Origin of the sequence: Nocardiopsis mwathae (genome assembly GCF_014201195.1) — a bacterium.
In the GTDB taxonomy this organism is placed as follows: domain Bacteria; phylum Actinomycetota; class Actinomycetes; order Streptosporangiales; family Streptosporangiaceae; genus Nocardiopsis_C; species Nocardiopsis_C mwathae.
The window spans coordinates 5,589,135-5,611,635 of sequence record NZ_JACHDS010000001.1 but is presented as its reverse complement, the minus strand read 5'-3'; the positions used below and the strand labels follow the sequence as shown (position 1 = coordinate 5,611,635).

Here is a 22,501-nt window from a genome sequence, read left to right as displayed (position 1 = left end):
CCCAGTCAACCTCCTCGCCAGTGATGCTCAGCGTCTTCCCCGAGCGGCGGTCGACCGGGCCGACGATGCGCTCCAGCATCAGACGGCTACTCACGCGCGGCCTGGAGGGCATGGTTCAGGCCGGATGACCTGGCCTGCTGAGGGGCGCAGGTCGGGGTTCAGACCAGGATTGTCTGCGCTTTCCTCGCGCGCATCGACCGTCAGGCATTGGCCTTGTGCGGTTCGCTTCGCCCCCTAGCCAGAACCGTTGTGTTTGGCATCACAATATGAAATCCACCTATCGCCCGAACCTGGGAGTAAGTGCAGGAAAACGACGATTGTGCACTTTTGGCGATGCTTGCTAGGATCCTCCGCCGTTGTCCGATCTTTGCGGCCAACCATGTATTGTCACCTACCGAGGATTCCCCATGAAAAGTTCTGCCAGGCGCGCTGCGACGACAGCGGTTCTCGCCGTCGGCCTGACGATCGGAAGTGCAAGTGCCGCTATGGCTGCCTTCAAAGAAATCGGGGGCGGCGAGTGGACCCACGGCGTTTCCGGGGGCACCGTCTACTCCAACTACTACCACCGCGACGTCTGCCATGGCTCCACCGCTGTGGGCAAATACGTGGACCGCGCCGAGGCCAATGCTGGCCGCACGTCCCGGGCCAAAGCCCCTGAGGCGTGGACGAACAACCAGACCTACTGGCGCAACACCTGCTGAGCTGAGGAGGATACATGAATTCAGCTAAACGGATTTCCATAGCCGTACTTATGGCTGCAGGCATTGTGGTCGGCACCGCTGGTGCTGCAGCAGCCATTGAAAAGGTCGGCGGGGGCAAGTGGGATCACGGCGTCAGCGGTCTCCCTAGGTCGGGGCCGGTCTGGTCGAACTATTACCACCCCTCCACGTGCCACGGGTCCACCGCTGTGGGCGTCACGACGGTGCGTGCCTCAGCTCGACAGGGGCTGTGGTCCAACGCCACGACCCTGCGTGCCGCGGGAAATAACCAAACCTACTGGCGCAACAGCTGCTGATCTTCATCCGCGCAGCGGGCTCGTCGATGTGAATCCGTTGACGAGCCCCCTCTTCATCTTTCAGGACCTTTCGGTGCCGAACCGCATTCTCACCTTCGCCTACTCGGCCTGTGTCGCCTTCGCTGCGCTCATCGCCTTCCTGCTCGCGGCCACCGCTGAACAGACCCTCTATGTCCTCGACGACGCTGAGCTTGTGTGGATCACCCAGGACGAGGGGATCCACGACAACGGCGAGGTCGCGCGCAGCGTCCAGGAAGTCGCCGACGAGTACGGCGCGGCGATCGGCTACACCGTCCTGGACGTCCACGAGCCGTCCTCACGAGCCCACATGTATCTGGCGGTCTCCGACCCCGACTCCCGCTATGCCGACTGGCTGGAAGAGGGCTACCCGTCCTTCAGCCGCAGCTTCACGGTGGAGACTCACCCCATCGGCGAGTTCGGAGAAGTGGGCCCCAAGGGGCACTATCTGGTATTCGGTCCGCCGGAGGCTGAGACCGCCCTGCGGGAGGCTCTGGCCGATCAGGGCCTATACGAGGCCCCGGGCACGCAGATCACCCAGCTGTGGCATTTCTTCACCGGCGGGCACCTGTTCAACCTCGCGGCCGTGGCTCTGCTGGCCAGCGTGACCGCCGTCGGCGCCGGGGTCCTGCTGGCCTCGCGCGACTACGCGGTCATGCGACTTCAGGGCCACTCCTATGCGGCGATCCTGCGAAACGAACTGGCCAGGGTCGCACTCCTGTACACGCTGGTCCTACCCGCGGCCGCTGTCGTCGTTCTGGGTGCTCTCGGGCTGTATAACGGGTGGAACCAGCTCGGCTTCTATCTGCCCCTGGCCGGAGTGTTCCTGGGAATCCTGGCCGTGCCCTGCCTGCTGGTGCACGCCGGCATGCTCGGCTTGGTACACGCGACCGGAATCCTTCCCGGGCTCAAGGGGCGCCTGCCCGTGCGCAGCAGCACCGCGGCCATCTATCTGGTGCGCGTACCCGTGCTGGTACTGACCCTGGTGATCGCCACCGGCCTGGTCACCGCGGCGCACGACGCCCGCGAGCAGGCCATCGGCCTGGACGTCTACGAGCAGTACGGGGACACCTCCCGGCCTGCTCTGAGCGCCAACTACGGCTGGTCGGACGACGACGCGGTCGACCGGGAGCTGGGGCCGTGGCTGCGAAAGGTCGACAGCGACGGGGACATGGTCCTGGCCATCGACGTATCACCGTTCGAACTGCTGCCCGTCGACCCGGCCGAGAACAGACCGCCCGGGCCGGACGCCCCGATCCTCGTCGTCAACGACACCTACCTGGCCGAGCAGGAAGTGCTCGCCCCGTCCGGGCAGCGCTACGGCTCCGGCGAGAACATCCGGATCATCCTCCCGGACTCGGCATCGGCCTACGGTGACGAGCTGGCGAGGGGGCTCAAGGACAACTGGCTCGACGTGAACAGCGGATCCGACCGAGACTTCGACGTGCAGGTCCTGCCGTCCGCTGAGGGCCAGACCCTGTTCACCTACGGCTCGGGCGGCTTCAACGGGCCCCGGTTCCTGCCGCTCATGCGCGACCCGGTGATCATCGCCCTGCCCAACGGCGGGGTACTGTCCGACACCGCCTACGTCAACCACATGACCAGCCAGGCAACAGTGTTCCCCGACCCCGAGGTGGTCGAGGGGTTCCGCGCGGAGAACCCGAACGCCTCCCGCTACATCTCCATGGTCGAGATGCTCACCACCGGCGCGCTGAAAGAGCACGCCACCACGCTGGCCACGCTGCGGACCGAGTCCTTCAACCTCGTGGGCGCAGCCGCAGTGCTGGTGCTGACCGCCGTGGCGGCATGCATCATCCACGTGCGTACGCGCGCCCAGACCATTGTCGCCCGGCACATCAGCGGATGGACCTTCCTGGCGACTCACCGGCGGCTGCTCGCCGTCGAGGCCCTCATCGCGGTGGCCTTCACGGGCTGGGCCACATGGGACACCCTCGCGAGGCTCGCCGCAGCCAACGACCCGATGGGACTCGCACCGCCGGGAGCGATGACGACCAGCGGGGCCGAACCGTTCTACGCGGCCGGGATCGCCCTGCTATCGCTGGCGATCACCATCGGCGCGCTCGTCCTCTTCCACCGCCGCATCGTCCGCGAAGGCGCCTCCCAGGCCTAAGGAGTCCACCCATGATCCGCACCGTCCAGCTGACCAAGTCCTTCGGTGAGCGCACACTGTGGCGGGACGTCGACCTCGAAGTCTCCACCGGGAAGATGCTCGCCCTCGTAGGCCCTTCCGGCTCGGGCAAGACCACCCTGCTCAACTGCCTCGGGCTGCTGGAGCAGCCGAGCGGCGGCGACATTCTCCACGACGGGAAGCGACTCACCCGCCTGGGCGCAGGGGGACGACGCCGCTTCCGCCGCGCCCACCTGGGCTATCTGTTCCAGAACTACGCGTTGATGGAGAACGCCACCATCAAGCAGAACCTGGACGTGGCCGGGCGCGACCAGCAGCTCCAGTCCCGGGCACTGGAGCGCGTGGGCCTGGCCGGGCGCGAGCGGGAGAAGGTCCACCGCATGTCCGGCGGTGAGCAGCAGCGCATCGCCTTGGCCCGCCTCATGGTCAAGAAGCCCTCGCTGGTCCTGGCCGACGAGCCGACCGGTGCACTGGACGAGGACAATGGGCGCATGGTCATCGACACGCTGCGCCAAATGGCCGACGAGGGGTGCGCGGTGGTGGTCGCCACCCACAACGACGACGTACGCGACGCCTGCGATGAGGTGTTCGACGTGCACACCCAGCGCCTCGCCGTAGTCGGGTAGGGCGACCACGAACACCCGCTCCCAAGATGGAACCATTGACCGGGACGGCAGCATCGCCAGAGCGCTCGCCGACCCCGGTCGCCTGGTCCGCGTTCAGCTCATCCCCGGGCGAGGACGGTCGGGCGCCAGGCTGAGGAGGCCACAGCCGTAGGCCTTTGCACGCCCGATGCCTTCCTTCAGTGCTGCGGTGAAGGCCGCCGGATCGGTGACGATGAGGCGACCGTCGTAGGACACCGGCAAAACGGTGATCTTCAGGCGGGCGTCGCGTCGCGCGCTGGAACGTTCGGATCGCGATCGTTCACCCAGACCATGCGTAAGGTCGCCGGAAAAGGGTCGACCCGCGTGCAGAAGCTGTTCACCTACTTCAACAGCTACATGAAGGCCCGACTGAGGGGTCCCGCTGTTGCCGGACAGGGTTTGAACCGGCTATTTCACGCGGCCAATCGCATCTCCTGATGGGCTGCGTATACCTCCGCGGGCGTGTTGTATCCCAGCGCGGAGTGCAGGCGCCTATGATTGTACCAGTGCTCGATATAGCAAGTGATGTCGCGCCGGGCGCCTTCACGAGTGGGATACACCATGCGGTTCACCCGCTCGTTCTTCAGCGCACCGAAGAACGACTCGGCCAGGGCATTGTCGTAGCAGATCCCGGTTCGGCCGACCGAGCGCTGAAATCCGTGTTCGGCGAGGAATTCGCCGAAACCCCGTGAAGTGTAGTTGCTGCCACGATCGGAGTGGAAGATTGCGCCTGCGGATACCTTTCCGTTTCGCTGAGCGTTCTTCAGCGCTTGGATGATGAGCGGGGTGCGGTAGTGGTCGCCCATCGCGTATCCGATGACTTCCTTGGTGCAGCAGTCGATCACGGTCGCCAGGTACAGCCCCCCTTCCCACGTAGGAATGTAAGTGACATCACCGACGAGTTTCATACCGGGCGCCGGGGCGGTGAAGTCGCGCTGGACCAGGTCGGGGATGTCGGCGGTGCCGTCGGGGTCGGTCAGGCACCCGCGGGCAGGGCGCGGTTGGCAGGGCTCCAGGCCCATCTGTCGCATGAGCAGGCGCACCAGCTCGGGGCCGGCCTGCACATCCCAGCGCTGGAGCTGGGCGTGCACCCGCCGGTGGCCGTAGGTTCCCTCGGAGTCGTCGAAGGCCTTTTCGATGAGGAGTTTCAGGTGTTCTCGCCGCTGATGGGTTGCTGATTCCGGTCGGGCTCGCCATTCGTAGTACCCCGATCGGGACACGTCGAGGCGGGAGCACATGAAGTCGACGGTGAAGGCGTACTTCGCGGTGTCATCGAAACGCATGGTCTCGATGAACTCGTATTTGTCGCTTACGGACGATCCTTCGCGAAGTACGCGGCCGCTTTTTTTAGAAACTCGATCTCTTTGGCCTGTTCGCGGTTGATCCGTTCGAGTTCCCGGAGGCGGGCGCGCTCGCTCAGGTCGAGTCCGGGTTCTTCGGGGGCGCGGCTCTCTTGGTGGCGTTTGACCCACGTGCGCAGGGTTTCGGAGTTGACACCGAGTTCCTTGGCGACATGCGCGATCGGACGCCCGGACTCGATCGCGATTCGTACTGCTTCCTCGCGGAACTCCGGCGAGTACTTGCTTGCCCTGCTCAATTCTTCCCCTCGTTTCCTTACGGGACCATCTTATTGGGTCCCTGTCCGGAAACCTCGGGGCACCTCACGACAACGAACTCGACGTCCTGATCTGCGACGAGGCACACCGAATCCGCGAAACGTCGGAGAATCGATACACCCGCTCCCAAGATCGGAGCGGGCGACCGCAGATCGACGAACTCGTCTCGGCGGCCCGGGTCCCGGTCTTCCTCCTCGACGAACATCAGGTCGTCCGCCCACAAGAGATGGGAACGGTTCAGGCGATCCGCGCCCATGCCGAGTCGAGGGGATTGAAGGTCGAGCACATCTCGCTCAATGGCCAGTTCCGCTGCGGTGGAAGCGCCAAGTACGAAGAGTGGGTACTCCGACTGCTCGGCCTAACCCCGGGAGGCCCCATCCCGTGGGAAGGGGACAACGACAGGTTCCGTCTCGCCGTCGGGGAATCGCCGGAGGATATCGAGACGCGCCTTCGCCCCACTCTGATCAGGGGGGAATCCGCCAGAATCAGCGCCGGCTACTGCTGGCCATGGAGCAAGGTGCAACCGGACGGTTCACTCGTGAAGGATGTACGCATCGGGGACTGGCACCGTCCCTGGAACAACAAGGGTGACCGGAAAACCGACGGCGCCCCGCCCAGTGCGCTGTGGGCGACCGAAAAAGGCGGCTTCGATCAGGTCGGGTGCGTGTACACGGCACAGGGCTTCGAGTACGACTGGTCCGGCGTCATCCTCGGCCCCGACCTGCTCTTCCGCGACGGGAAGCTGGTCATCGACCGCACAGCCAACAAGGACCCCGACCTCCGCAAGCAGATGAGCGACGACGAGGCGGCCGCGCTCATCCGCAACATCTACAAGGTCCTGCTGACCCGAGGCATGAGGGGCACGATCGTGTACTCGACCGACGAGGAGACCCAGGCTTTCCTCACCACCCTGATCTACGGAACCCACTAACGCCGCCCTGCCGAGTTCGGACTTGCGCTCGGCGATCAACGCATCGTTGAACAGGAGAGCCTTGCCCCAGGGAGCTCGCCGCCCACAGCAGCCCTGTGGTGAGGTCGTCGCTGGCGTACGCACGGGGTGATTTTTGCCGTGCCTCGTGCTTGTGTCGGCGACGCCCCACTTCCGTGTGTCCACGGTGTGGACGAGATCACAGTGCGGCCTCGCAAGACTCCAGGCCCGGCCACCCGGTGCTGTATCAGAGGCAGGGACACCGAGGGGGCACGACCGGCAGCGCCGACGATGAACTGTCAATGGCGTCCTGACACCAGGCGTTGGCAGCTGTGCATGTCGACTGGGTGTCGTGCTTGGAGCCCAGCACCGGCCCTTGCAGAGTGCCCGGGGCGGCTGCATCCCAGGAACACCCGTATTTCCTGACTTCCCGTGAACTCGTGTCACCTGTTTCTCGTTAGCATGGTGCCCATGCCAAGGGGGTGGGCGACGAACGTATGACGAAAGTGATCGAGAACCCGATCCTCAACTCACCGTATGAGCAGCCGGATCGGTACTACGAGGTCGGCCCGCAGGGGCCGACCGGCGAGATCCGCGAGGGGCGGCGGCCGAGCGAGTCGTTCATCCCGATCGCGGTGTCCAAGAAGGGCAAGAAGGGCCTCGACCAGATCGAGATCGACTTCGACGCCACTGGCGAGCGCCGGGAGCGCAACAGCCTGATCAACGACCTGCGCAGGGAAGTCTTTCGCTGGAGGCGCGGAGGCGAGTACTCGGGCGTCACCCCCATCAGCCGTAAGCTGCTCCAGCATTGGGCGGACCCGAACCGTGACAACCGTGTCTTGTTTTGCCAGCGCGAGGCTGCGGAGACTGCGATCTTTCTAACTGAGGTCGCTGGACGCCACGGCTACACCGACTGGCGGCGCCGCCTAGAGCCGGAGAACGAGGCACACAACTCCGGGCTGCCTCGCGTTGCGCTGAAGATGGCCACCGGCAGTGGTAAGACGGTCGTCATGGCGATGCTGATCGCCTGGCAGACACTGAATAAGGTGCAGTCACCGCGTGATGCGCGGTTCAGCAACCGGTTCCTTGTGGTCACCCCAGGGATCACGATCCGGGACCGCCTGCGCGTGTTGCTCCCTGAAGACCCGGAGAACTACTACGACCAGCGCGATCTCATCCCGGCGGACCTCAAAGGCGGCCTAGTCCACACGCGTATCGCGATCACTAACTACCACGCCTTCCAGCTCAAGGACGCCAAGGAGATCCAGGGCGTAGCTCGCAACACCCGCCTCCTCCTCAAAGGCGACCGCACCGAGGACGCATTCAAGGAGACCCCCAAGGCCATGGTCAGCCGGGTGCTCCGTGACTTGGGTGGCTCCGGCCAGCAGCAAGTCGTCGTCTTCAACGACGAGGCCCACCACTGCTATCAGGACCGTCCGCTCTCGGCCGCAGGAGGCGGTGAGAAGCTCAGCAAGGAAGAACAGTCGGCCAACGAGGAAGCCCGCGTCTGGTTCAAGGGCCTGCAGGCAGTTGCCAAGCACGCCGGAATCAAGCAGATCTTCGACCTCTCAGCCACACCGTTCTACCTCAAGGGCTCGGGCTACAACGAGGGCTACATCTTCCCTTGGACCGTCAGCGACTTCTCCCTGATGGACGCGATCGAATCAGGCATCGTGAAGGTTCCGCGGACCCCCGTAGACGACGATGCCGATCACGACCAGGTCACCTACCTGCGGTTGTGGGACTTCGTCGGCGACAAGCTGCCCAAGAAGGCGCTGAAGGACAAGGTGAAGGACTGGATCCCTGAACCCGAGCTGGAAGGCGCACTACGCAGTCTGCACCGCAGCTACCAGAAGGCCTTCGAGCACTGGGAGACCTCGCTGCAGCCACATGGCGAGCCGCCGCCGGTGTTCATCGTGGTCTGTCCCAACACCACGGTGAGCAAACTCGTCTATGAGTGGATCGCCGGCCAGGAGGTCGTGGAGGACGACGAGGTTGTAGCGCACAAGCGCGGCAACCTGGAACTCCTCAGCAACGTGGTCGACGGCAAGCCTCTGGCCCGACCTCGCACGATCCTCATCGACTCCCGGGCGATCGAATCCGGTGAGGGCTTGAAGAAGGACTTCAAGCAGGCTGCAGCCGCCGAAATCGCCGCCTTCCAAGCGGAGTACCGTCGCCGTAACCCGGGCGCCGACGTCGAGAAGATCACCGAGGAAGAGCTTCTGCGCGAGGTGATGAATACCGTCGGCAAGAAGGGTCGACTCGGCGAGCAGGTCCGCTGCGTTGTCAGCGTCTCCATGCTGACCGAAGGATGGGACGCCAACACAGTCACCCACATCCTGGGCATCCGAGCGTTCCGCAGCCAGCTGCTATGCGAGCAGGTGGTTGGGCGCGGACTACGGCGCCGGTCTTATGCGGTCAACAACGAGGGCTTCTTCGAGCCGGAGTACGCCAACGTCTACGGCATCCCCTTCCAGTTCATCCCCTCGGACAAGCCCACCAAGGATCCTCTACCGCCCAAGCCGGTCCAGGAGGTCGGCGCTCTGGAGGGTCGCGAGCATCTGCGCATTAGCTTCCCAAAGCTGGACGGTTACCGGGTCGAGGTACCGGACGAGGAGATCGACCTAGACCTCGACTCCACCCCGATGTTCGAGGTCGGGCCGAATACAGTGCCACGCTGGGTCGAGATGCAGGGCGTGGTCGGTGCGGGTGAACACGACCTCGGTGAGGAACGGACCTACCGACCCCAAGAGGTGGCCTTCGCGCTCGCGAAGCGCATTCTTGATACCCAGTTCAACACCGCGGAGGACAAGCGTCCCTGGCTATTCCCCAAACTCGTCAGGTTTTGCCGGGAGTGGATCGAGCAACGGGTGAAGGTCGATGAAGGCTACAGCCTTGGCCATCTGATGACTATCACCAAGGCGCAGGCCGAGGCAGCTGAGCAGATCTGGGGGGCAATCATCCGCTATAACGATCGACGGGTTCGCCTACGGCCAATGCTGAACAGGTTCGACCCAGTGGGCTCGACCGAAGAGGTCTACTTCCACACCCGCAAGGCCACAGTGCCAACGGAAAAGTCCGAGGTCTCACACGTGACCCTGGACGGGGCGGATGGAAATACGTGGGAGCAGTTGCTCGCGGCTGAGTTAGAGCTGAATCTGAACGTCGCGGCCTACGTCAAGAATGATCATCTCGGCTTCTCCATCCCGTATGTGCACGGGGGGCGCACCCATTCCTACGTTCCGGACTTCCTGGTTCGGATGCACCGTCTGGACGGTGAAGACTTCGATCGCATCCTGATCGTGGAAGTCTCCGGGAGCCAGAAGAGCCCCGGACCGACCCAGGCGAAGGCTACGACGGCCCGGGATTCGTGGTGCGTTGCCGTGAACAACCACGGAGGGCTCGGCCGTTGGGGGTACGTCGAAATGACTCACCCTCTCTCGTTTCAGACCCGACTGGCCGAGGCGATCCAACTGCTCTACGGTGACAAACCAATTATCGGCGATCCAGACCTGCTCGACTACGACGCACACGTGAGGAGCGCTGGTGGCGCGTAAGAAGATCACGAAGGGCCCGACCCCGGTCGACGCCATCAAGCACGACAACAGGCGAACCAACATCCCCACCGCCGACGCACACGACTTTCTTGACCCGGAAATCGAGGAGGTCCGCCGAATTCGCCACACGCGGGACGAGTCTTTGGACCCCCAACTCGTCTGGCGGGGCAAGTACCCCCAGGTCGGCGAGGAAGGCAGCGACGACAACGACCTTGTGGTAGATGCCCCGCCGATCTACATCCAGGAGAAGATCGACCCGCGGGTGCTGATCGAGAACCTCCGCCGGACTGCCGAACGATCGGAGGAGGAACCCGAGCTCACGCTCTTCGACGACTTCGATGGCTTAGACGAGCTCGACCAGGTCGACTTTTACAAGCACGACGCTAACTGGTCCAACCGCATGATTCTTGGCGACTCCCTGCAGGTCATGTCCTCACTCGCCGAGCGCGAGCACCTGCGCGGCAAGGTCCAAATGATCTACATCGACCCGCCGTATGGGATCAAATTCGGCTCGAATTGGCAGGTTTCGGCGCGAAACCGCAATGTTAAGGATGGTCGACTCGAGGACGCGGCGCGGGAAGCCGAGCAGATCAAGGCGTTCCGGGACACGTGGGAACTTGGGATTCACTCCTACCTGTCGTACCTTCGTGACCGGCTGCTCGTTGCGCGCGAGCTACTTACCGAGTCCGGATCGTGCTTCGTGCAAATCGGTGACGAGAACGTGCACCTCGTACGGTCCGTGATGGACGAAGTCTTTGGCGCCGAAAACTTTGCCTCGATGATCAGTTTCGTCACGACAAGCGGTTTTACGCAGGCCTTGTCTTTGGGACGGAATGGCGACTACATCCTTTGGTATGCTAGGGACCTTTCAAACCTAAAGTCGCGAACCCTGTGGCAACCCGCAAACGATCGGAAGACGTATCGGTGGGTCGAGTTTCCCGACGGCACCTCCCGCGGCCTCAAACGGGGCGAGACTGTCGACCAACTACCCACCGAAGCTAGGATCTACTCGCCCGGCGACCTGCAGTCACAGGGCCCTCCGGACCGATCTCAGCCCTTCAAATATGAGGGTAAGACCTATCACCCTGGCCAGACTTCCCACTGGAAGGCAAACTACCCGGACGGCATGAATCGCCTGGCATGGGCGAAACGGATTCATGTGGCAAGCGGCAGCATCCGTTACCGTCGGTACGCGGATGACTTCCCCTATCAAGCTCGCACTAATTTTTGGACTGATACCGGCACTGGAAACTTCACGGACGACAAGTACTATGTGGTCCAAACAAATTCAAAAGTAATTGAGCGCTGCATGCTTTTGGCGACCGACCCCGGAGACCTGGTGCTCGACCCCACCTGCGGTAGCGGCACTACAGCCCACGTGGCCGAACAATGGGGCCGCCGTTGGATCACCGTCGACACCTCCCGGGTTGCCCTCGCGCTGGCCCGGCAACGCATCATGGGCGTGCGCTACCCCTGGTACATCCTTGCTGACTCCGCTGAGGGGCACGAGAAGGAACAGTCGCTAACTGCTCAGGTGCTACCCCGCGCCGAGTTCAAGAACGATATCCGCCACGGTTTCATCTATGAGCGGGTCCAGCACATTACCTTAAAGTCAATCGCAAACAACCCCGATATCAAAGAGGGGATGACCCGCGAGCAGGTCGACGCTGCAATCAAGCGACACGCCGACTACGAGCTGCTCTACGACAGGCCCTACCAAGAAAAAAAGAAGGTCCGGGTCGCCGGACCCTTCACCGTTGAGTCGCTCAGCCCTCACCGTTCATTGGCTTTTTCTGGCGGCTTGGAAGAGCCTGCGGCAGAATCTGCTGTTAGCCAAGACGCCAACGCCCCCGACTTCGAGCGCTCGATCCTCGATAATCTGGCCAAGGCTGGCATCCAGAATGGGCGACGCCGGGAACGGATCACCTTTGCCTCGTTCGAAAGCTACGCAGGCCAGTACATTCAGGCCATCGGCGAACGGGGCGGCCTTGCCGAGGACGGTGCGGCGGCGCGGGTAGCACTCGCGATCGGGCCACAGTACGGAACGGTCAGCCCGTCGTTCATCAAGAAGGCGGCGCGGGAGGCGATCAAAGCCGAAGGTGTCGACCTATTGTGCGTGCTCGGCTTCGCGTTCGACGCCCAAGTCACGGGGGTGACCGAGGACGACGGCGTAACCGTAGAAGCCTCAGACGACGGCTTCGCCAACGTGGCGGCCACCCGCAGGCTCGGGCGTATACCGGTACTTATGGTCCGGATGAACGCCGACCTGCTGATGGGCGAGGAGTTGAAGAAGACCGGCGCAGGCAACCTGTTCACTGTCTTCGGCGAGCCTGACATCGACGTCGAGGACACCGACGATGGCCCTGTCGTGCACCTAAATGGGGTGGACATCTACGACCCCACGACCGGCGAGATTCGCAGCACTGACACCAGCCGAATCGCGCTGTGGATGATCGACACTGATTACAACGAGGAATCGTTCTTCGTCCGGCACTGCTACTTCACCGGCAGTACCGACCCATACAAGCAGCTCAAGACTGCGCTCAAAGCCGAGATCGACCCCGATACCTGGGCATCGCTGTACGCAACCTCCTCCCGTCCCTTCCCGAAGCCGACAACCGGAAAGATCGCTGTCAAGGTGATCAACGACTACGGTGACGAGGTCATGAAGGTCTTCGAAGTAAGTTGACATCCACAGATCAGCGAAGTGGGATTACGAAGACGGCAGGAAGGTGACAATGGCGTCCTATACCTCGGCACAACAGGAAGCGATCGACTGTCTGGAAGAGCCGCTGCAGATCATCGCGTGTGCAGGCTCAGGCAAAACCCAGGTGATCTCCCAGCGTATCGCTGCAATCCTCGCTAAGCCGGGGGTAGAACCCCGCAACGTTGTTGCGTTCACCTTCACCGAGAAGGCCGCAGCCGAGCTGAAAGACCGGATCCTCGGCATCGTCGCTGAACAGCGCGGCGAGGTCGTGGGAATGGCCGAGATGTACATCGGCACTATGCATGGCTACTGCCTGGACCTGCTGCAGCGGTTGGTCCCCGACACCTTCAAGTTCTCGGTGCTCACGGACATCACTGCCAGGCTCCTCGTGGACCGGAACAGCAAGAAGTCCGGCCTGACAACATGTCCGACTCTGCCCCCGGCACAACAGCCCCGTCTGAAGCGGTATCAGAACTCTAACCTGTTCCTGCAGGCGATGAGTGTGTTGCGGGAGGACTCCATCGACGAGGCGCAAGTGCCCGACGGTGTCCGCCAATCGTTTCAGTCTTACGCGAAGCTGCTGTACGAGCATGCGAGCTTTGACTTCACCGAGATGATCAACTTGGCTGTACAGTTCCTCGAAGTCGATCCGGACGACGATGAGGACGCAGCGGTAGTTCACAGCCACATCCGCTACGTGGTCGTTGACGAATACCAGGACGTCAACCCGCTGCAAGAGCGCCTGATCAAGGGCTTAGTGCGCTACGGTGCCAACCTTTGCGTAGTCGGCGACGACGACCAGACCATCTACCAGTGGCGCGGGAGCCAGGTCTCCAACATCGTGACTTTCGCCGACCGCTACGACGGGGTCCGGCGGGTAACGTTGGCGGACAACTTCCGCTCTAGCCCGGGCATCGTGGAGCTCGGCCGCTCGATCGCCGAACGGATCCCGGCTGGTAGCCGGCTCCCTAAGCGCATGGTTTCGGCGAATGCCCAGGAGTGGGAGCGTGGAGACCTGCTCGCGCTCGCCTTCGACGACGCCGAGCAGAAAGCCGTCTGGATCTGTGACCGGATCGAGGAGATGCGCGGTGTTCCGTTCCGGGACACCCCCGACGCCGTGCCACGCGGACTGTCCTGGTCCGATTGCTCGGTGTTGTTCCGGTCGGTCGCTAAAGACGCAGACCCGCTGGTTGCGGGACTGAAGCGACGTGGCATCCCCTATGTCGTCAAAGGGTTGAACCGGCTGTTCGACAGCGTGGAGATCCAAGCCGTCGTCGGGATATTCCGCTTCATGGTCCGGGAGATCTCAGCCGATGAGCTGCGGGAGCTGTGGCGGGACGCCGATCTCCTTCCCGATGGTCACAACTGGTCGGCGGCGCTCGACGTACTGGAGCAGGGTCGGGATTTCGAGCAGGGGGTCCGCTTCGGCGTATACAACATCCAGCGGGTCTACCTCGACTTCCTAGAGAGGCTGAATCTGCGCGAAGAAACCGTACCGGGGCAGCGGGGCCGCGGCGAACTCGTGTTCTACCAGCTGGGGAAGTTCAGCCAGGTGATCTCGGATTTCGAGCAGATCTACTTCAACACCTCACCTGCGGAAAAGTACGAGTCATTTGTTGGCTGGCTGCGGCACCAGGCCCCCGGCTACTACGCCGAGTCTGACGCCGACGTCGGTTATGCAGCACCGGACGCAGTCATGCTGGCCACTGTGCACCAGGCCAAAGGGATGCAATGGCCAGTAGTGTTCCTTCCCTGCCTGCGCAAGAACCGATTTCCCTCACAGCGGCACGGAGGTTTGGGGCTTTTCCACGTCGTGCCGCAGACAGCGATCGACGATCCGGACCGCTATCGGGGCACGGTCGAGGACGAGACCCGACTGTTCTACGTGGCCGTCACCCGGGCGCAGAAGTACCTCAACCTGACGTACTCGCCGGGAGGTTCCTCACGGTACCGGAACCGGTCACCGCTATTCGACCACTGCTCTGCCCAAAGGTGGGTGTCAACCAGACTGAGCACCCGCCCGCTGCCGGATCGGCTGCCCTGTGCCTCGACAGGAGATCCCGCAGCTGATCTTCTCCTTCTCCGAACTCAAGTACCTCTTCGAATGTCCCTACTCGTTCAAACTGCGGTTCCTCTACGGTTTCAACCCGCCACTCCACGAGGCCCTTGGCTACGGCAAAGGGCTGCACGATGCGCTGGCGGAGGTGCACAAGAAGGCCGTCGATGGAGAGCTGCTCGACGCCTCCGACGCCGAGGATCTCGTTGCACGCCACCTGCACACGCCATTCGCTTACCCGGAGCTGCGAACGAAGCTCGCCCAGGCCGCCGCTAAGGCGATCAAGCGCTACTTTGGCACTCACGGCGAGGAGATCCCGCGGACCGTCCACTCGGAGAAACAGGTCCAGGTGCACGTCGCCCCCGGTATCACTGTGGTTGGGCGTATCGACCTGATCCGCCGGTTGGATACCGACGAGCTGGCCATTGTGGACTTCAAGTCGACCGATCGAGCGCAGGCCGAAGACGTAACCCGCGACCAACTCCACGTGTACGCCGTGGGGTATGGGGAGTTGACCGGTGAAAACGCGGATCTAATCGAGGTTCTCAACCTAGACGAGGCCGGAAAGACCACGCGCGAGGAGATCGAGGACTCTTTGCTCACAGAAGTGCGCGAGGATATCCGCAAAGCAGGCGAGGAGCTACGGACCAACGATCTGCCGCGGCTGAACGCTTGGGGCGAACAGTGCGAGCGCTGCGACCTCGTCGCCCTGTGCCGTGAGAAACCTGGCTCCGGCCATGGAAGCTGACGTTGCGCCCGCACGCTGTCTCCCCAATCGACACGCCATCATAGAGAATTCACCTGGTTCATCAGGATGCATCCGGCACCGACGTGCACCAGTGCCCCGGGGAGGGGCAGGTGCCGCTCCCCGCAGATAATCGCGCAGCCGCGCTTCCTTGGGGCAGCCCAGCGTGCAGTACTCGCCGATCAGAGCGCCATCCGCGACATGCACCGGGCCGTACAGGTCGTCGATGCTCACGCGGCACCGCCCGACGTAAGCCACTTCAGAGTGTGGCCAATGGCTTCATCCTCACGTTCACGGGAATCGAACCCATGGTCGGACCCTTCGATGGTGCGAAACTCGGTGTTCGGCCGGGCCTCAGCGGCTGAGCGGGCGATTTCGTAGGAGACGTAGCTGTCCTGGTCTCCGTGAATGACCAGGGCGGGGGTATGGGAGCGATTGAATTCCTTCAACGGTTCGTAACGTGTGAACTCTCGCCACAGCACCTGGCCGATTGGGAACTCGCCGTCAATCAATAGACGTCCCTGCTCGTGCAGCTGGAGCTGCTGGTCTGGTCCGAAGTTCTCCGTCCCCCAGGGGAGTTGGGGGTGGACGAAGGTGTGGTCGAGGTCGAGGACCGGATTCCAGAGCACGAGGGAGGAAATCTGCTTCTCCAAGGCAGGAAGCATCAGCGCAACCGGAACAGCCCCGAAGCTGGCAGCAACCAGTGTGATCGGCACAGGGGCCTCTTCGATCGCATGCGCTATGACGGCCTGGATGTCCAGCATTTCGCCAGCTATGGTCACGCCTTCTGTGGCTCCGCCACTCTCGCCATGCCCGCGGAAGGAGAAGCGGATAGCGGTGAATCCCTCCGCGGCAAGGCGCTCCCCCAGGCGGACGAACATGCCTCCCTCATCCTTGTCGACCGTGATGCCATGCGCCTGGACGACGGTTCCTCTACGTGTACCGGCTCCCGCTGGGTGAAGGACAGCGTCGAGCCGGACTCCATCAAGAGTGTGCACTTCGAACGATCGCATGAGAAGCTCCTGGTCGGGGGGGAGAGACCTCGGGGAACCGAGCTCCCAAGACGGTCCCCACGTGTGCCGCATCAGATCAAAGCTCGTCGCACTTCACTACGGTGACAAAAGCCTGCCACTCCGGGGCAGCGAAGAACAGTGCGCCAAGATCGCGGTTCTTGCTGTCCCGTACGCCCGTGAACAGCCCCTCGGCGACCTCGACGCAGGCGCCTCTCTCCTGGGTGTAGGTGGATGTGTGCCACTCACGGGGCATCGGGGAGGAGGCCATCGTGAGATCTCTTTTCGACATCAGTGTTTTTCCAGCTCAGTCGCTAGGCGATGGATGAAGTCGCGGGATTCTCCCACCGACAAAGCGGAAGCCTGGAAGTACTCGAAGGTCCGCTCCTGGTGGGCAAGCTCGTCGGCCCCCTCAAAGAAATGCCCGTTAGGGGGAACATCGATGAATCCGACTCGATCGGCTTCGCCGAGATGGAGGAGGGTGATCCCGTAGGGCATAGACATGCCCCGAGCCAACGGCAGGACCTGAATATCCAGGTTGGGACGTTCACTCATTTCGGTGAGGTGGTTCAGCTGCACCTTCATCACTCCTGGTCCGCCGACGGCGCATCGGAGGGCCGACTCGTCGATGACAGTCCACATTACGGGTGGATTGTCCCGATCTAAGACATTCACGCGTCGTTCGATCCGGGCATCCGTCCGACGCTGTCGCTCTTGGGGATCATCGACCAGGCCACGCGACATCATCGCAGCGATGTAGTCAGGGTGCTGGAGCAGGCCAGGCAGGAGTCCGACAGCGTACTCGTGGATCTTGGAAGCTTCGTTTTCGAGGCCGTAGAAGGCGTTCCCCGCGACATCTTCGTACTGGAACCACCAAGGCTTCTGCCGACGGGCGGCCTTGGCGATCCCAACGAGTTCCTCTCGCAGGTCTTCACCGGCGCCATACAGGCGGCAGAGCGCGGCAACAGCCTCAGTGCTGAGCCTGACGAATCTCCCGTTCTCGATCCGGTACATCTTGCTGATGTCCCAGCCCATCTCCTTGGCAACCTGCTCCTGGGAGAGCTTCGCTTGGGTGCGAAGCCGCTTGAGCTGGCTGACTAGATAGTGCCGACGCACCGGAGAGCCCTGGGCCACGGCCGTCTCCTCCTCTGCCTTGCCTTCGTCTTCAGTGCTGCTGGCTGGAGACATCTTCTCACCGCTCACAAAATAGACATCTATGCATATTACACGCCTTCTTTTTTGCAGGCCTTGTAAGTTGCCTGCATGGCACCTAGCTTAGAAGGTGTCGGGAACTCCAACACCCTCTGCACCAACTGGTCTGCCTTGTTCCTAGAGGCGGACTTCAGGAGGCATCCATGTCCGAATCGACATCGACCGACTACACACGCCACTCGCTGCTCTCCCAGCTCCAGGCTGCGATCAACCGCTTGGGGCATCCCGCGCTCATGGCGCTCGGTGGCACCGACTACCCCGTGCTCTACGCACTCCGTTCCGATGGCAGGCGCGTGGCGGTCGTGGCCATGCGGCTCCAGGACAGGTGGTGGTTCATCGCCGGCGACAGCGACCCGATCCCGGCGGACAACCCCGAGATGGCCGCACGTTCACTCATCGGCAACACGAAGGGGGAGGTAAGAGAACTCTTCGCCCGGCGCCCACAGCCGCGCGGCTCCCAGCAGATGGCCGCAGCGGCGGCATAGCGCCGAGGGCTCTGCCGGGTGTTGCAGCACCCGGCAGAGCGAAGGCAACCCCGAAACTCCAGAAACGAGGTCACGTCATGAACTGTAACCGCTCCCCCAGCGGCGACCCCGAACCGTCCACCTCGCGAGCGCACCGCGCCCCAGGGGGTGAGCTCGATGCTCGACCTCACCCCTGACGAAGCCCGCTGCCTGCGGCAGCTCGCCGACCGCATCGTCGAGGCCACCCAGGACCGCGCCTACTGGCTCTCCGGCGCACGCGACACCTCGCTCGCGATACTCGCCCGCGCCACCGAATGGCTCGGCGACGCCTGCGCGCAGCACATGCCCGCGCACGTGCTCGGCCAGAACCCGGGGCGTACGGCCCGACAGCAGTTCACCTGCATCCGACCCTGCGGCCACTCGGGCGTGCACATCGACACCGCTGGCCACTGCTGGGGCCCGTGCGCCAACGCGAAGGCTGAGGAGCCGTCGTAGCGCTCGACAGCCACACCCCAGGAAGACTGCCGTGTCGCGGGAGGAGAGGGGCCTCTCGCGGCACGGCTCGAAAAGGGTGCCCGGCGGAGGGGGCCGGGCATCCTCCCCCTTCCGGGTATCCCGACCCGCCGCGCCCGCTGACGTCGCCGGTCGGATTGGACCGGAGGGGGCGAGGAGAGCCCTGGAGGCGCGACTGCGAGGTCGGTCTCCAGGGCTCTCGGGTTCAGCTCCGCTGTGGTCGTACGAGGTGCTGCTCGTTCATCAGCCGATGGGCAGGCGGGTGTCGGCCCAGGTGACGCGGGCGCCGGGGGCGAGTCGGTCCTCCGCTGTGATGTCGGGTGCGGCTGCGGAATCGAGCCGTTTCGCACATTCGGTGGGGGCAGACAGTCTCGCTTGTCGCGTTGGTTGGACCTCCGAATCCGAGAGATCACGGGGGTACGGACGAATGATGGCTCGGTGCCTTCGGGCTGGCGGGCAAGTACGGCTGTTAACGCCGCTGTAAGTCACATCGCGTGCGACCAGCAGTCGCGTCAGCGGCCGAACAGACTGTCCTAGTGACGCGGGCCGAGGTGCGGACAACAGTCCTGCATGCACCGGGCACTGTCGGGGGAGCGGCCGTAGTCTGTCTGATGATGATCGCGACCGGGGAAGGGATCTGGGTGAGCGAGCAGACCTTCTCGGCTCTGCCGAGTGGACAGCGCGAATGGCGGACGTTGATCGACGCGTTGAGCCGTACCGACGACCGAGTCGAGCGCCACTTCCTAGAGATGAAGTCCGACGTGGACCTCAACGAGACCAACGGGCGCGCCAAGGTTGCAAAGTTCGTGCTGGGTGCGGCCAACCGCGACCCGGACCGCGCCGCACCCTACTTCAACGGCCGGGCGGTGATGATCCTCGGTGCAGCGCAGGGCGACGTCACGGGGATCCCCGGGTTCGAAGCCCATGAGCTGGAACGCGCGGTGGAGAAGTTCACTGGCACCCCCGGCCCGAGCTGGGACTACGTCCGAATCCCGGTCTCCGGCGAACGGGATGTCATTGCCGTCATCATTGCCCCGCCCGAGGGCATGGTGTGGCCGTGTTTGAAGGACGGCCCCGGGTTGGCCAACGGCATCATCTACCTCCGCGCCGACGGTGAGACCCGTGCCGCTAAGGGCAACGAGGTCCAAGCCATGCTGGCGCGAGTCCGGCAGACCGCGGCCGGCTCGGCGGAGTTCGCGGTCAGTGTGCTGGGATCGGCTTACCGGGTCGTAGCCGCCGACGAGGTCCTGCACGACTTCCTAAGGCGTCACAAGGACCGCCTCTTGCAGGCCTACCGTCGTCACCAGGCGAAAGCGCGGCCCGAGGGCCGAGCCGGGATCCAAGCCCCAGTGACTTCCCAAATGATGAACAACTTCATGACCGGCCTGCAGCAGCCGGAATGGCGCTCGTATGAGGAGTACGTCGAGCAAATCGAGGGCTGGGAAGACAAGGTAGGGCAGGCCTGGCCTGCCTTGCTGGATCACATAGCAGGCTACGCGGGCTGCGGCACACGCGTACGGACCTGCAACCTGAGTAGCACCTTCACTGAGAATGTGCTGGTTGAGATCCATCTTGAGGGGCCGGTCGAGGCCATCGAGGCGGTCGTCCCCCACGATCTCGACCCTGCGGGGCAGCTCCCATCGCCGCCCACCGAGTGGGGACCGAAACCTGCGGAACTGCTGCCCGGGCTCCATCGGGCTCTCCACAACACTTCCTATGTGCCCAGCCCATCCTTATTCCGCCGGGGAATCTCGTTCGAAAACGGTGGCTCCACCACCCTGCGGCTGGAGCTGCCGGCGCTGCGTCCCCAGACGACGCACAACAGCGACGACGACGAGGTCGTGCTGGTGGTCCGTGATGCCGACCTTCCCGAGATCCCCGGGCACTGGCGGATCACCGCCCGGGGGCACCACCGCGTCTACGAAGGCGAGTTGACCATCCCCGTCAAGACCATTGATGCGACGGACGCGCTGCGAACTACGCTGCTCGCAATGGACGGCGAAGGCCCAAACGACGAGGACTGACACGACTCAGGGGATGGCAACCGAGCCGCGTCAACTAGCGCGGAGCTGTGCTTCCAGGCCCGCGATGCGCTTGTCGAGGAATCGGTTGTTCGAGCGGGCGGCCTGGAGCTTCTCGCTGAGCTGTCGGGCGCGCGCCGGCAAGCGGGCGAGTCCTGGGATCAGGCGGCGCGCCGGGAGGTGCAGGAGGCAACCGGAATCGTCCTCGAAGCGGCCAGCGAGGTGAACGTGGACCGCCACCCCACCAAGCAAGTGCCGCCTGCGGTGTTCCGGGCACTCTACGACGCCCGGAACACGACCTGGTGGTAGGAGAGGGCCAGGCTCTCCGCTTCTTCGACCTCGACCACCTGCCCGCGCCGATCTCACCGCGCGTCCTCCACTACATTCGGCAGGCCATCGACTCCGCCTAGTCGCGCTGGTCTGAAAAGTTGGACACGCGTGAGCGGGGAGGGCTGTCTGCGACGGGGTACTGGGACCGCAGGAAGGAGCAGCAGTGACCAGCGTGGACAAAGACCAGGCCAAGCACGCCATCCGTGACCGTGTGTGGGCGTTGCTGGAACGGGAGCGAGCTGCGCCGCCTGGTGTACACGGCCGGATCCCGGCCTTCTACGGTGCCGAGGCTGCTGCCGATCGGCTGGCCGAGCTGCCTGCGTGGAGAGACGCCCGGGTGATCAAGGCGGTGCCGGACAAGGCGCAACTCCCCGCGCGGGCAAGAGCACTCACCGAGGGCAAGCTCGTGTACATGGCTGTTCCCAAACTGGCCGAGGTGAAGCCCTTCTACCTCCTCGATCCGGCAAGGCTGACCGTCCCGCCGAACAAGGCCGCGTCGAGCAAGGTGGCCGCGACCGTGGCACGCAAGATCGGCGTCGAGGAGATGAAGCCGGTCGACCTCATCGTCTGCGGCAGCGTGGCCGTCAACCGGAACGGCGTACGGCTCGGAAAGGGCGCAGGGTACTCCGATATCGAGGTTGCCCTGTTGCAAGAGGCAGGCTTGATCGGGCCGAAGACCACCATCGTCACGACCGTGCATTCCTCGCAGATCGTCGAGGATGAGCTTCCTGAGACCGAACACGACTTCAGTGTCGACTTGATCGTCACCCCGGATGCGGTGATCGAGTGCTCCCCACCCCGGCGCCCGGACGGCTTGGTCTGGGAACACCTGGGGCAGGAGAAGATCGCCGCGATTCCGGTGTTGGCGGCGCGAGTGCAAGAGCGCTGAGGCTCCGGCCGCATTCAGCGAGCGACGAGGGGAGTTTCCTGGCCTCGGGTGACACCCGGGAGCAGGAGATCCCGCAGGGTCCGTGGCGTGGTTCGCGGGGACGGCTGCTTGGTGGTCGGCTGGGGATAGGCGCCACGTACGCCAGGGGACGCGGCGGCGGAGAACGTTAGCGAGGCGGATGCCACCCCAGGCGAAGTCGCTGTGATAGCGGAGGTCGGCTCCCTTTTCAGTGGGGCTGTGGTCGGTGGAGGAGTTGTCTCCATGGTCACTGGCCTGACCGTGGTGGGCTGATCAGGGGTGGGGACGGCCCTTCGCGGGACCAAGGTCGGCCCGGGACGCCGGACTTGGGTCTGTGATCGACCGTCGAGTCCGGGTGGTCCCGGGCCGGGACTTCCGGCCGTTCAGCTACGGCTTCTAGCGCATGCGCAGCAAGAAGACGATGGAGGTGCAGATGAGGGCCAGCCCGACACCGATTCCGCCGACGAAGCCGACGACCTCCAGGGCGGTGATGGTGTTGTCGCCGTCGCTCTCATCCGCCGCGACGCCCGCCGAGTAGGCGTAGACCAAGGCCGCCGCGAACAGTGCCACGCCAACAAGCCCCAGGGCGGAACTCAGTAGCGCTTTGGG

At 63.7% G+C, this 22,501-nt stretch carries 18 protein-coding genes and 2 pseudogenes; 13 read left to right on the top strand and 7 right to left on the bottom strand.

The annotated features are described in order from the left end of the window. Nucleotides 1-407 precede the first annotated feature (407 nt). The 4 genes from HNR23_RS24605 (at nt 408) to HNR23_RS24590 (ending at nt 3,808) form a co-directional block, all read left to right on the top strand. The gene (locus HNR23_RS24605) at nt 408-701 is read left to right on the top strand and encodes a lactococcin 972 family bacteriocin (RefSeq protein ID WP_184079176.1); all 294 of its coding nucleotides are present in this window, start codon (nt 408-410) and stop codon (nt 699-701) included. Between the two features lie 14 nt (nt 702-715). After that, the gene (locus HNR23_RS24600) at nt 716-1,015 is read left to right on the top strand and encodes a lactococcin 972 family bacteriocin (RefSeq protein ID WP_184079174.1); all 300 of its coding nucleotides are present in this window, start codon (nt 716-718) and stop codon (nt 1,013-1,015) included. Nucleotides 1,016-1,088: 73 nt separating this feature from the next. Then, the gene (locus HNR23_RS24595) at nt 1,089-3,164 is read left to right on the top strand and encodes a hypothetical protein (protein ID WP_184079172.1); all 2,076 of its coding nucleotides are present in this window, start codon (nt 1,089-1,091) and stop codon (nt 3,162-3,164) included. Between the two features lie 11 nt (nt 3,165-3,175). Next, nucleotides 3,176-3,808 carry an ATP-binding cassette domain-containing protein gene (locus HNR23_RS24590; protein WP_184079170.1) on the top strand — a complete coding sequence of 211 codons (633 nt, stop codon included), beginning with the start codon at nt 3,176-3,178 and terminating at the stop codon, nt 3,806-3,808. Nucleotides 3,809-3,901: 93 nt separating this feature from the next. On the opposite strand, the gene HNR23_RS27055 is transcribed toward HNR23_RS24590, so the two are convergent. Continuing rightward, the gene (locus HNR23_RS27055; protein ID WP_343070708.1) at nt 3,902-4,042 is read right to left on the bottom strand and encodes a type I-E CRISPR-associated protein Cas6/Cse3/CasE; all 141 of its coding nucleotides are present in this window, start codon (nt 4,040-4,042) and stop codon (nt 3,902-3,904) included. A gap of 197 nt (nt 4,043-4,239) precedes the next feature. Next, nucleotides 4,240-5,423 (bottom strand): IS3 family transposase gene (locus tag HNR23_RS24580; protein ID WP_246421853.1). Its coding sequence is split into 2 segments (ribosomal slippage): nt 4,240-5,177 and nt 5,177-5,423, totalling 1,185 coding nucleotides; the frame shifts between segments, so codons are not numbered across the junction. Here HNR23_RS24580 and HNR23_RS24575 point away from each other — a divergent pair. From HNR23_RS24575 to HNR23_RS27050, 5 genes and pseudogenes are all read left to right on the top strand, one after another. Further along, nucleotides 5,411-6,373, top strand: coding sequence for a DNA/RNA helicase domain-containing protein (locus tag HNR23_RS24575; RefSeq protein WP_246421852.1), 963 nt, complete (start codon nt 5,411-5,413; stop codon nt 6,371-6,373). The two genes, HNR23_RS24580 and HNR23_RS24575, sit on opposite strands and share 13 nt — an antisense overlap. A gap of 479 nt (nt 6,374-6,852) precedes the next feature. Further along, nucleotides 6,853-9,927, top strand: a complete 3,075-nt coding sequence (locus tag HNR23_RS24570) for a BPTD_3080 family restriction endonuclease (RefSeq protein ID WP_343070707.1) — start codon at nt 6,853-6,855, stop codon at nt 9,925-9,927. After that, nucleotides 9,917-12,616 (top strand): DNA methyltransferase, encoded by a 2,700-nt coding sequence (locus HNR23_RS24565; protein ID WP_184079166.1) that lies wholly within the window; start codon nt 9,917-9,919, stop codon nt 12,614-12,616. The genes HNR23_RS24570 and HNR23_RS24565 overlap by 11 nt, the downstream gene beginning before the upstream one ends. A 49-nt stretch (nt 12,617-12,665) precedes the next feature. Continuing rightward, nucleotides 12,666-14,552 (top strand): annotated as a pseudogene (locus HNR23_RS24560) (ATP-dependent helicase); the annotation flags it as partial. Between the two features lie 124 nt (nt 14,553-14,676). Then, nucleotides 14,677-15,438 carry a RecB family exonuclease gene (locus HNR23_RS27050; protein WP_343070705.1) on the top strand — a complete coding sequence of 254 codons (762 nt, stop codon included), beginning with the start codon at nt 14,677-14,679 and terminating at the stop codon, nt 15,436-15,438. A gap of 227 nt (nt 15,439-15,665) precedes the next feature. Here the strand turns inward: HNR23_RS27050 and HNR23_RS24555 are convergent, their stop codons facing one another. The 3 genes from HNR23_RS24555 to HNR23_RS24545 all read right to left on the bottom strand — a co-directional run bounded on the left by HNR23_RS24555 (nt 15,666) and on the right by HNR23_RS24545 (nt 17,648). Beyond that, nucleotides 15,666-16,448, bottom strand: a complete 783-nt coding sequence (locus HNR23_RS24555; RefSeq protein WP_184079164.1) for an alpha/beta hydrolase — start codon at nt 16,446-16,448, stop codon at nt 15,666-15,668. A 76-nt stretch (nt 16,449-16,524) separates the two neighbouring features. Continuing rightward, nucleotides 16,525-16,737 carry a DUF397 domain-containing protein gene (locus tag HNR23_RS24550; RefSeq protein ID WP_184079163.1) on the bottom strand — a complete coding sequence of 71 codons (213 nt, stop codon included), beginning with the start codon at nt 16,735-16,737 and terminating at the stop codon, nt 16,525-16,527. After that, on the bottom strand, nt 16,737-17,648 hold the full coding sequence (locus tag HNR23_RS24545; protein WP_343070704.1) for a helix-turn-helix domain-containing protein: 912 nt from the start codon (nt 17,646-17,648) through the stop codon (nt 16,737-16,739). Before HNR23_RS24545 ends, HNR23_RS24550 begins: the two co-directional genes overlap by 1 nt. A gap of 152 nt (nt 17,649-17,800) precedes the next feature. On the opposite strand from HNR23_RS24545, the gene HNR23_RS24540 reads away from it, so the two are divergent. The 4 genes from HNR23_RS24540 (at nt 17,801) to HNR23_RS24525 (ending at nt 21,874) form a co-directional block, all read left to right on the top strand. Next, nucleotides 17,801-18,142 (top strand): hypothetical protein, encoded by a 342-nt coding sequence (locus HNR23_RS24540; protein WP_184079160.1) that lies wholly within the window; start codon nt 17,801-17,803, stop codon nt 18,140-18,142. 156 nt (nt 18,143-18,298) lie between these two features. Further along, nucleotides 18,299-18,616: a hypothetical protein gene (locus tag HNR23_RS24535; protein WP_184079158.1), complete on the top strand. Its 318-nt coding sequence runs from the start codon at nt 18,299-18,301 to the stop codon at nt 18,614-18,616. Between the two features lie 659 nt (nt 18,617-19,275). Then, nucleotides 19,276-20,658: a hypothetical protein gene (locus HNR23_RS24530; protein ID WP_184079156.1), complete on the top strand. Its 1,383-nt coding sequence runs from the start codon at nt 19,276-19,278 to the stop codon at nt 20,656-20,658. 490 nt (nt 20,659-21,148) lie between these two features. After that, nucleotides 21,149-21,874, top strand: a complete 726-nt coding sequence (locus HNR23_RS24525; RefSeq protein WP_343070703.1) for a 5-formyltetrahydrofolate cyclo-ligase — start codon at nt 21,149-21,151, stop codon at nt 21,872-21,874. Between the two features lie 72 nt (nt 21,875-21,946). Here the strand turns inward: HNR23_RS24525 and HNR23_RS27750 are convergent. Further along, nucleotides 21,947-22,090 (bottom strand): annotated as a pseudogene (locus HNR23_RS27750) (DUF2399 domain-containing protein); the annotation flags it as partial. Between the two features lie 198 nt (nt 22,091-22,288). Beyond that, nucleotides 22,289-22,462, bottom strand: a complete 174-nt coding sequence (locus HNR23_RS24515) for a hypothetical protein (protein ID WP_184079154.1) — start codon at nt 22,460-22,462, stop codon at nt 22,289-22,291. Nucleotides 22,463-22,501 lie beyond the last annotated feature (39 nt).

What these genes read in the sequence shown, in the direction of transcription:
- HNR23_RS24555 (WP_184079164.1), bottom strand. Translation starts at nt 16,448, where the DNA reads ATGCGATCGTTCGAAGTGCACACTCTTGATGGAGTCCGGCTCGACGCT.
- HNR23_RS24535 (WP_184079158.1), top strand. Translation starts at nt 18,299, where the DNA reads ATGCTCGACCTCACCCCTGACGAAGCCCGCTGCCTGCGGCAGCTCGCC.
- HNR23_RS24605 (WP_184079176.1), top strand. Translation starts at nt 408, where the DNA reads ATGAAAAGTTCTGCCAGGCGCGCTGCGACGACAGCGGTTCTCGCCGTC.
- HNR23_RS24600 (WP_184079174.1), top strand. Translation starts at nt 716, where the DNA reads ATGAATTCAGCTAAACGGATTTCCATAGCCGTACTTATGGCTGCAGGC.
- HNR23_RS24550 (WP_184079163.1), bottom strand. Translation starts at nt 16,737, where the DNA reads ATGTCGAAAAGAGATCTCACGATGGCCTCCTCCCCGATGCCCCGTGAG.
- HNR23_RS24540 (WP_184079160.1), top strand. Translation starts at nt 17,801, where the DNA reads ATGTCCGAATCGACATCGACCGACTACACACGCCACTCGCTGCTCTCC.
- HNR23_RS24590 (WP_184079170.1), top strand. Translation starts at nt 3,176, where the DNA reads ATGATCCGCACCGTCCAGCTGACCAAGTCCTTCGGTGAGCGCACACTG.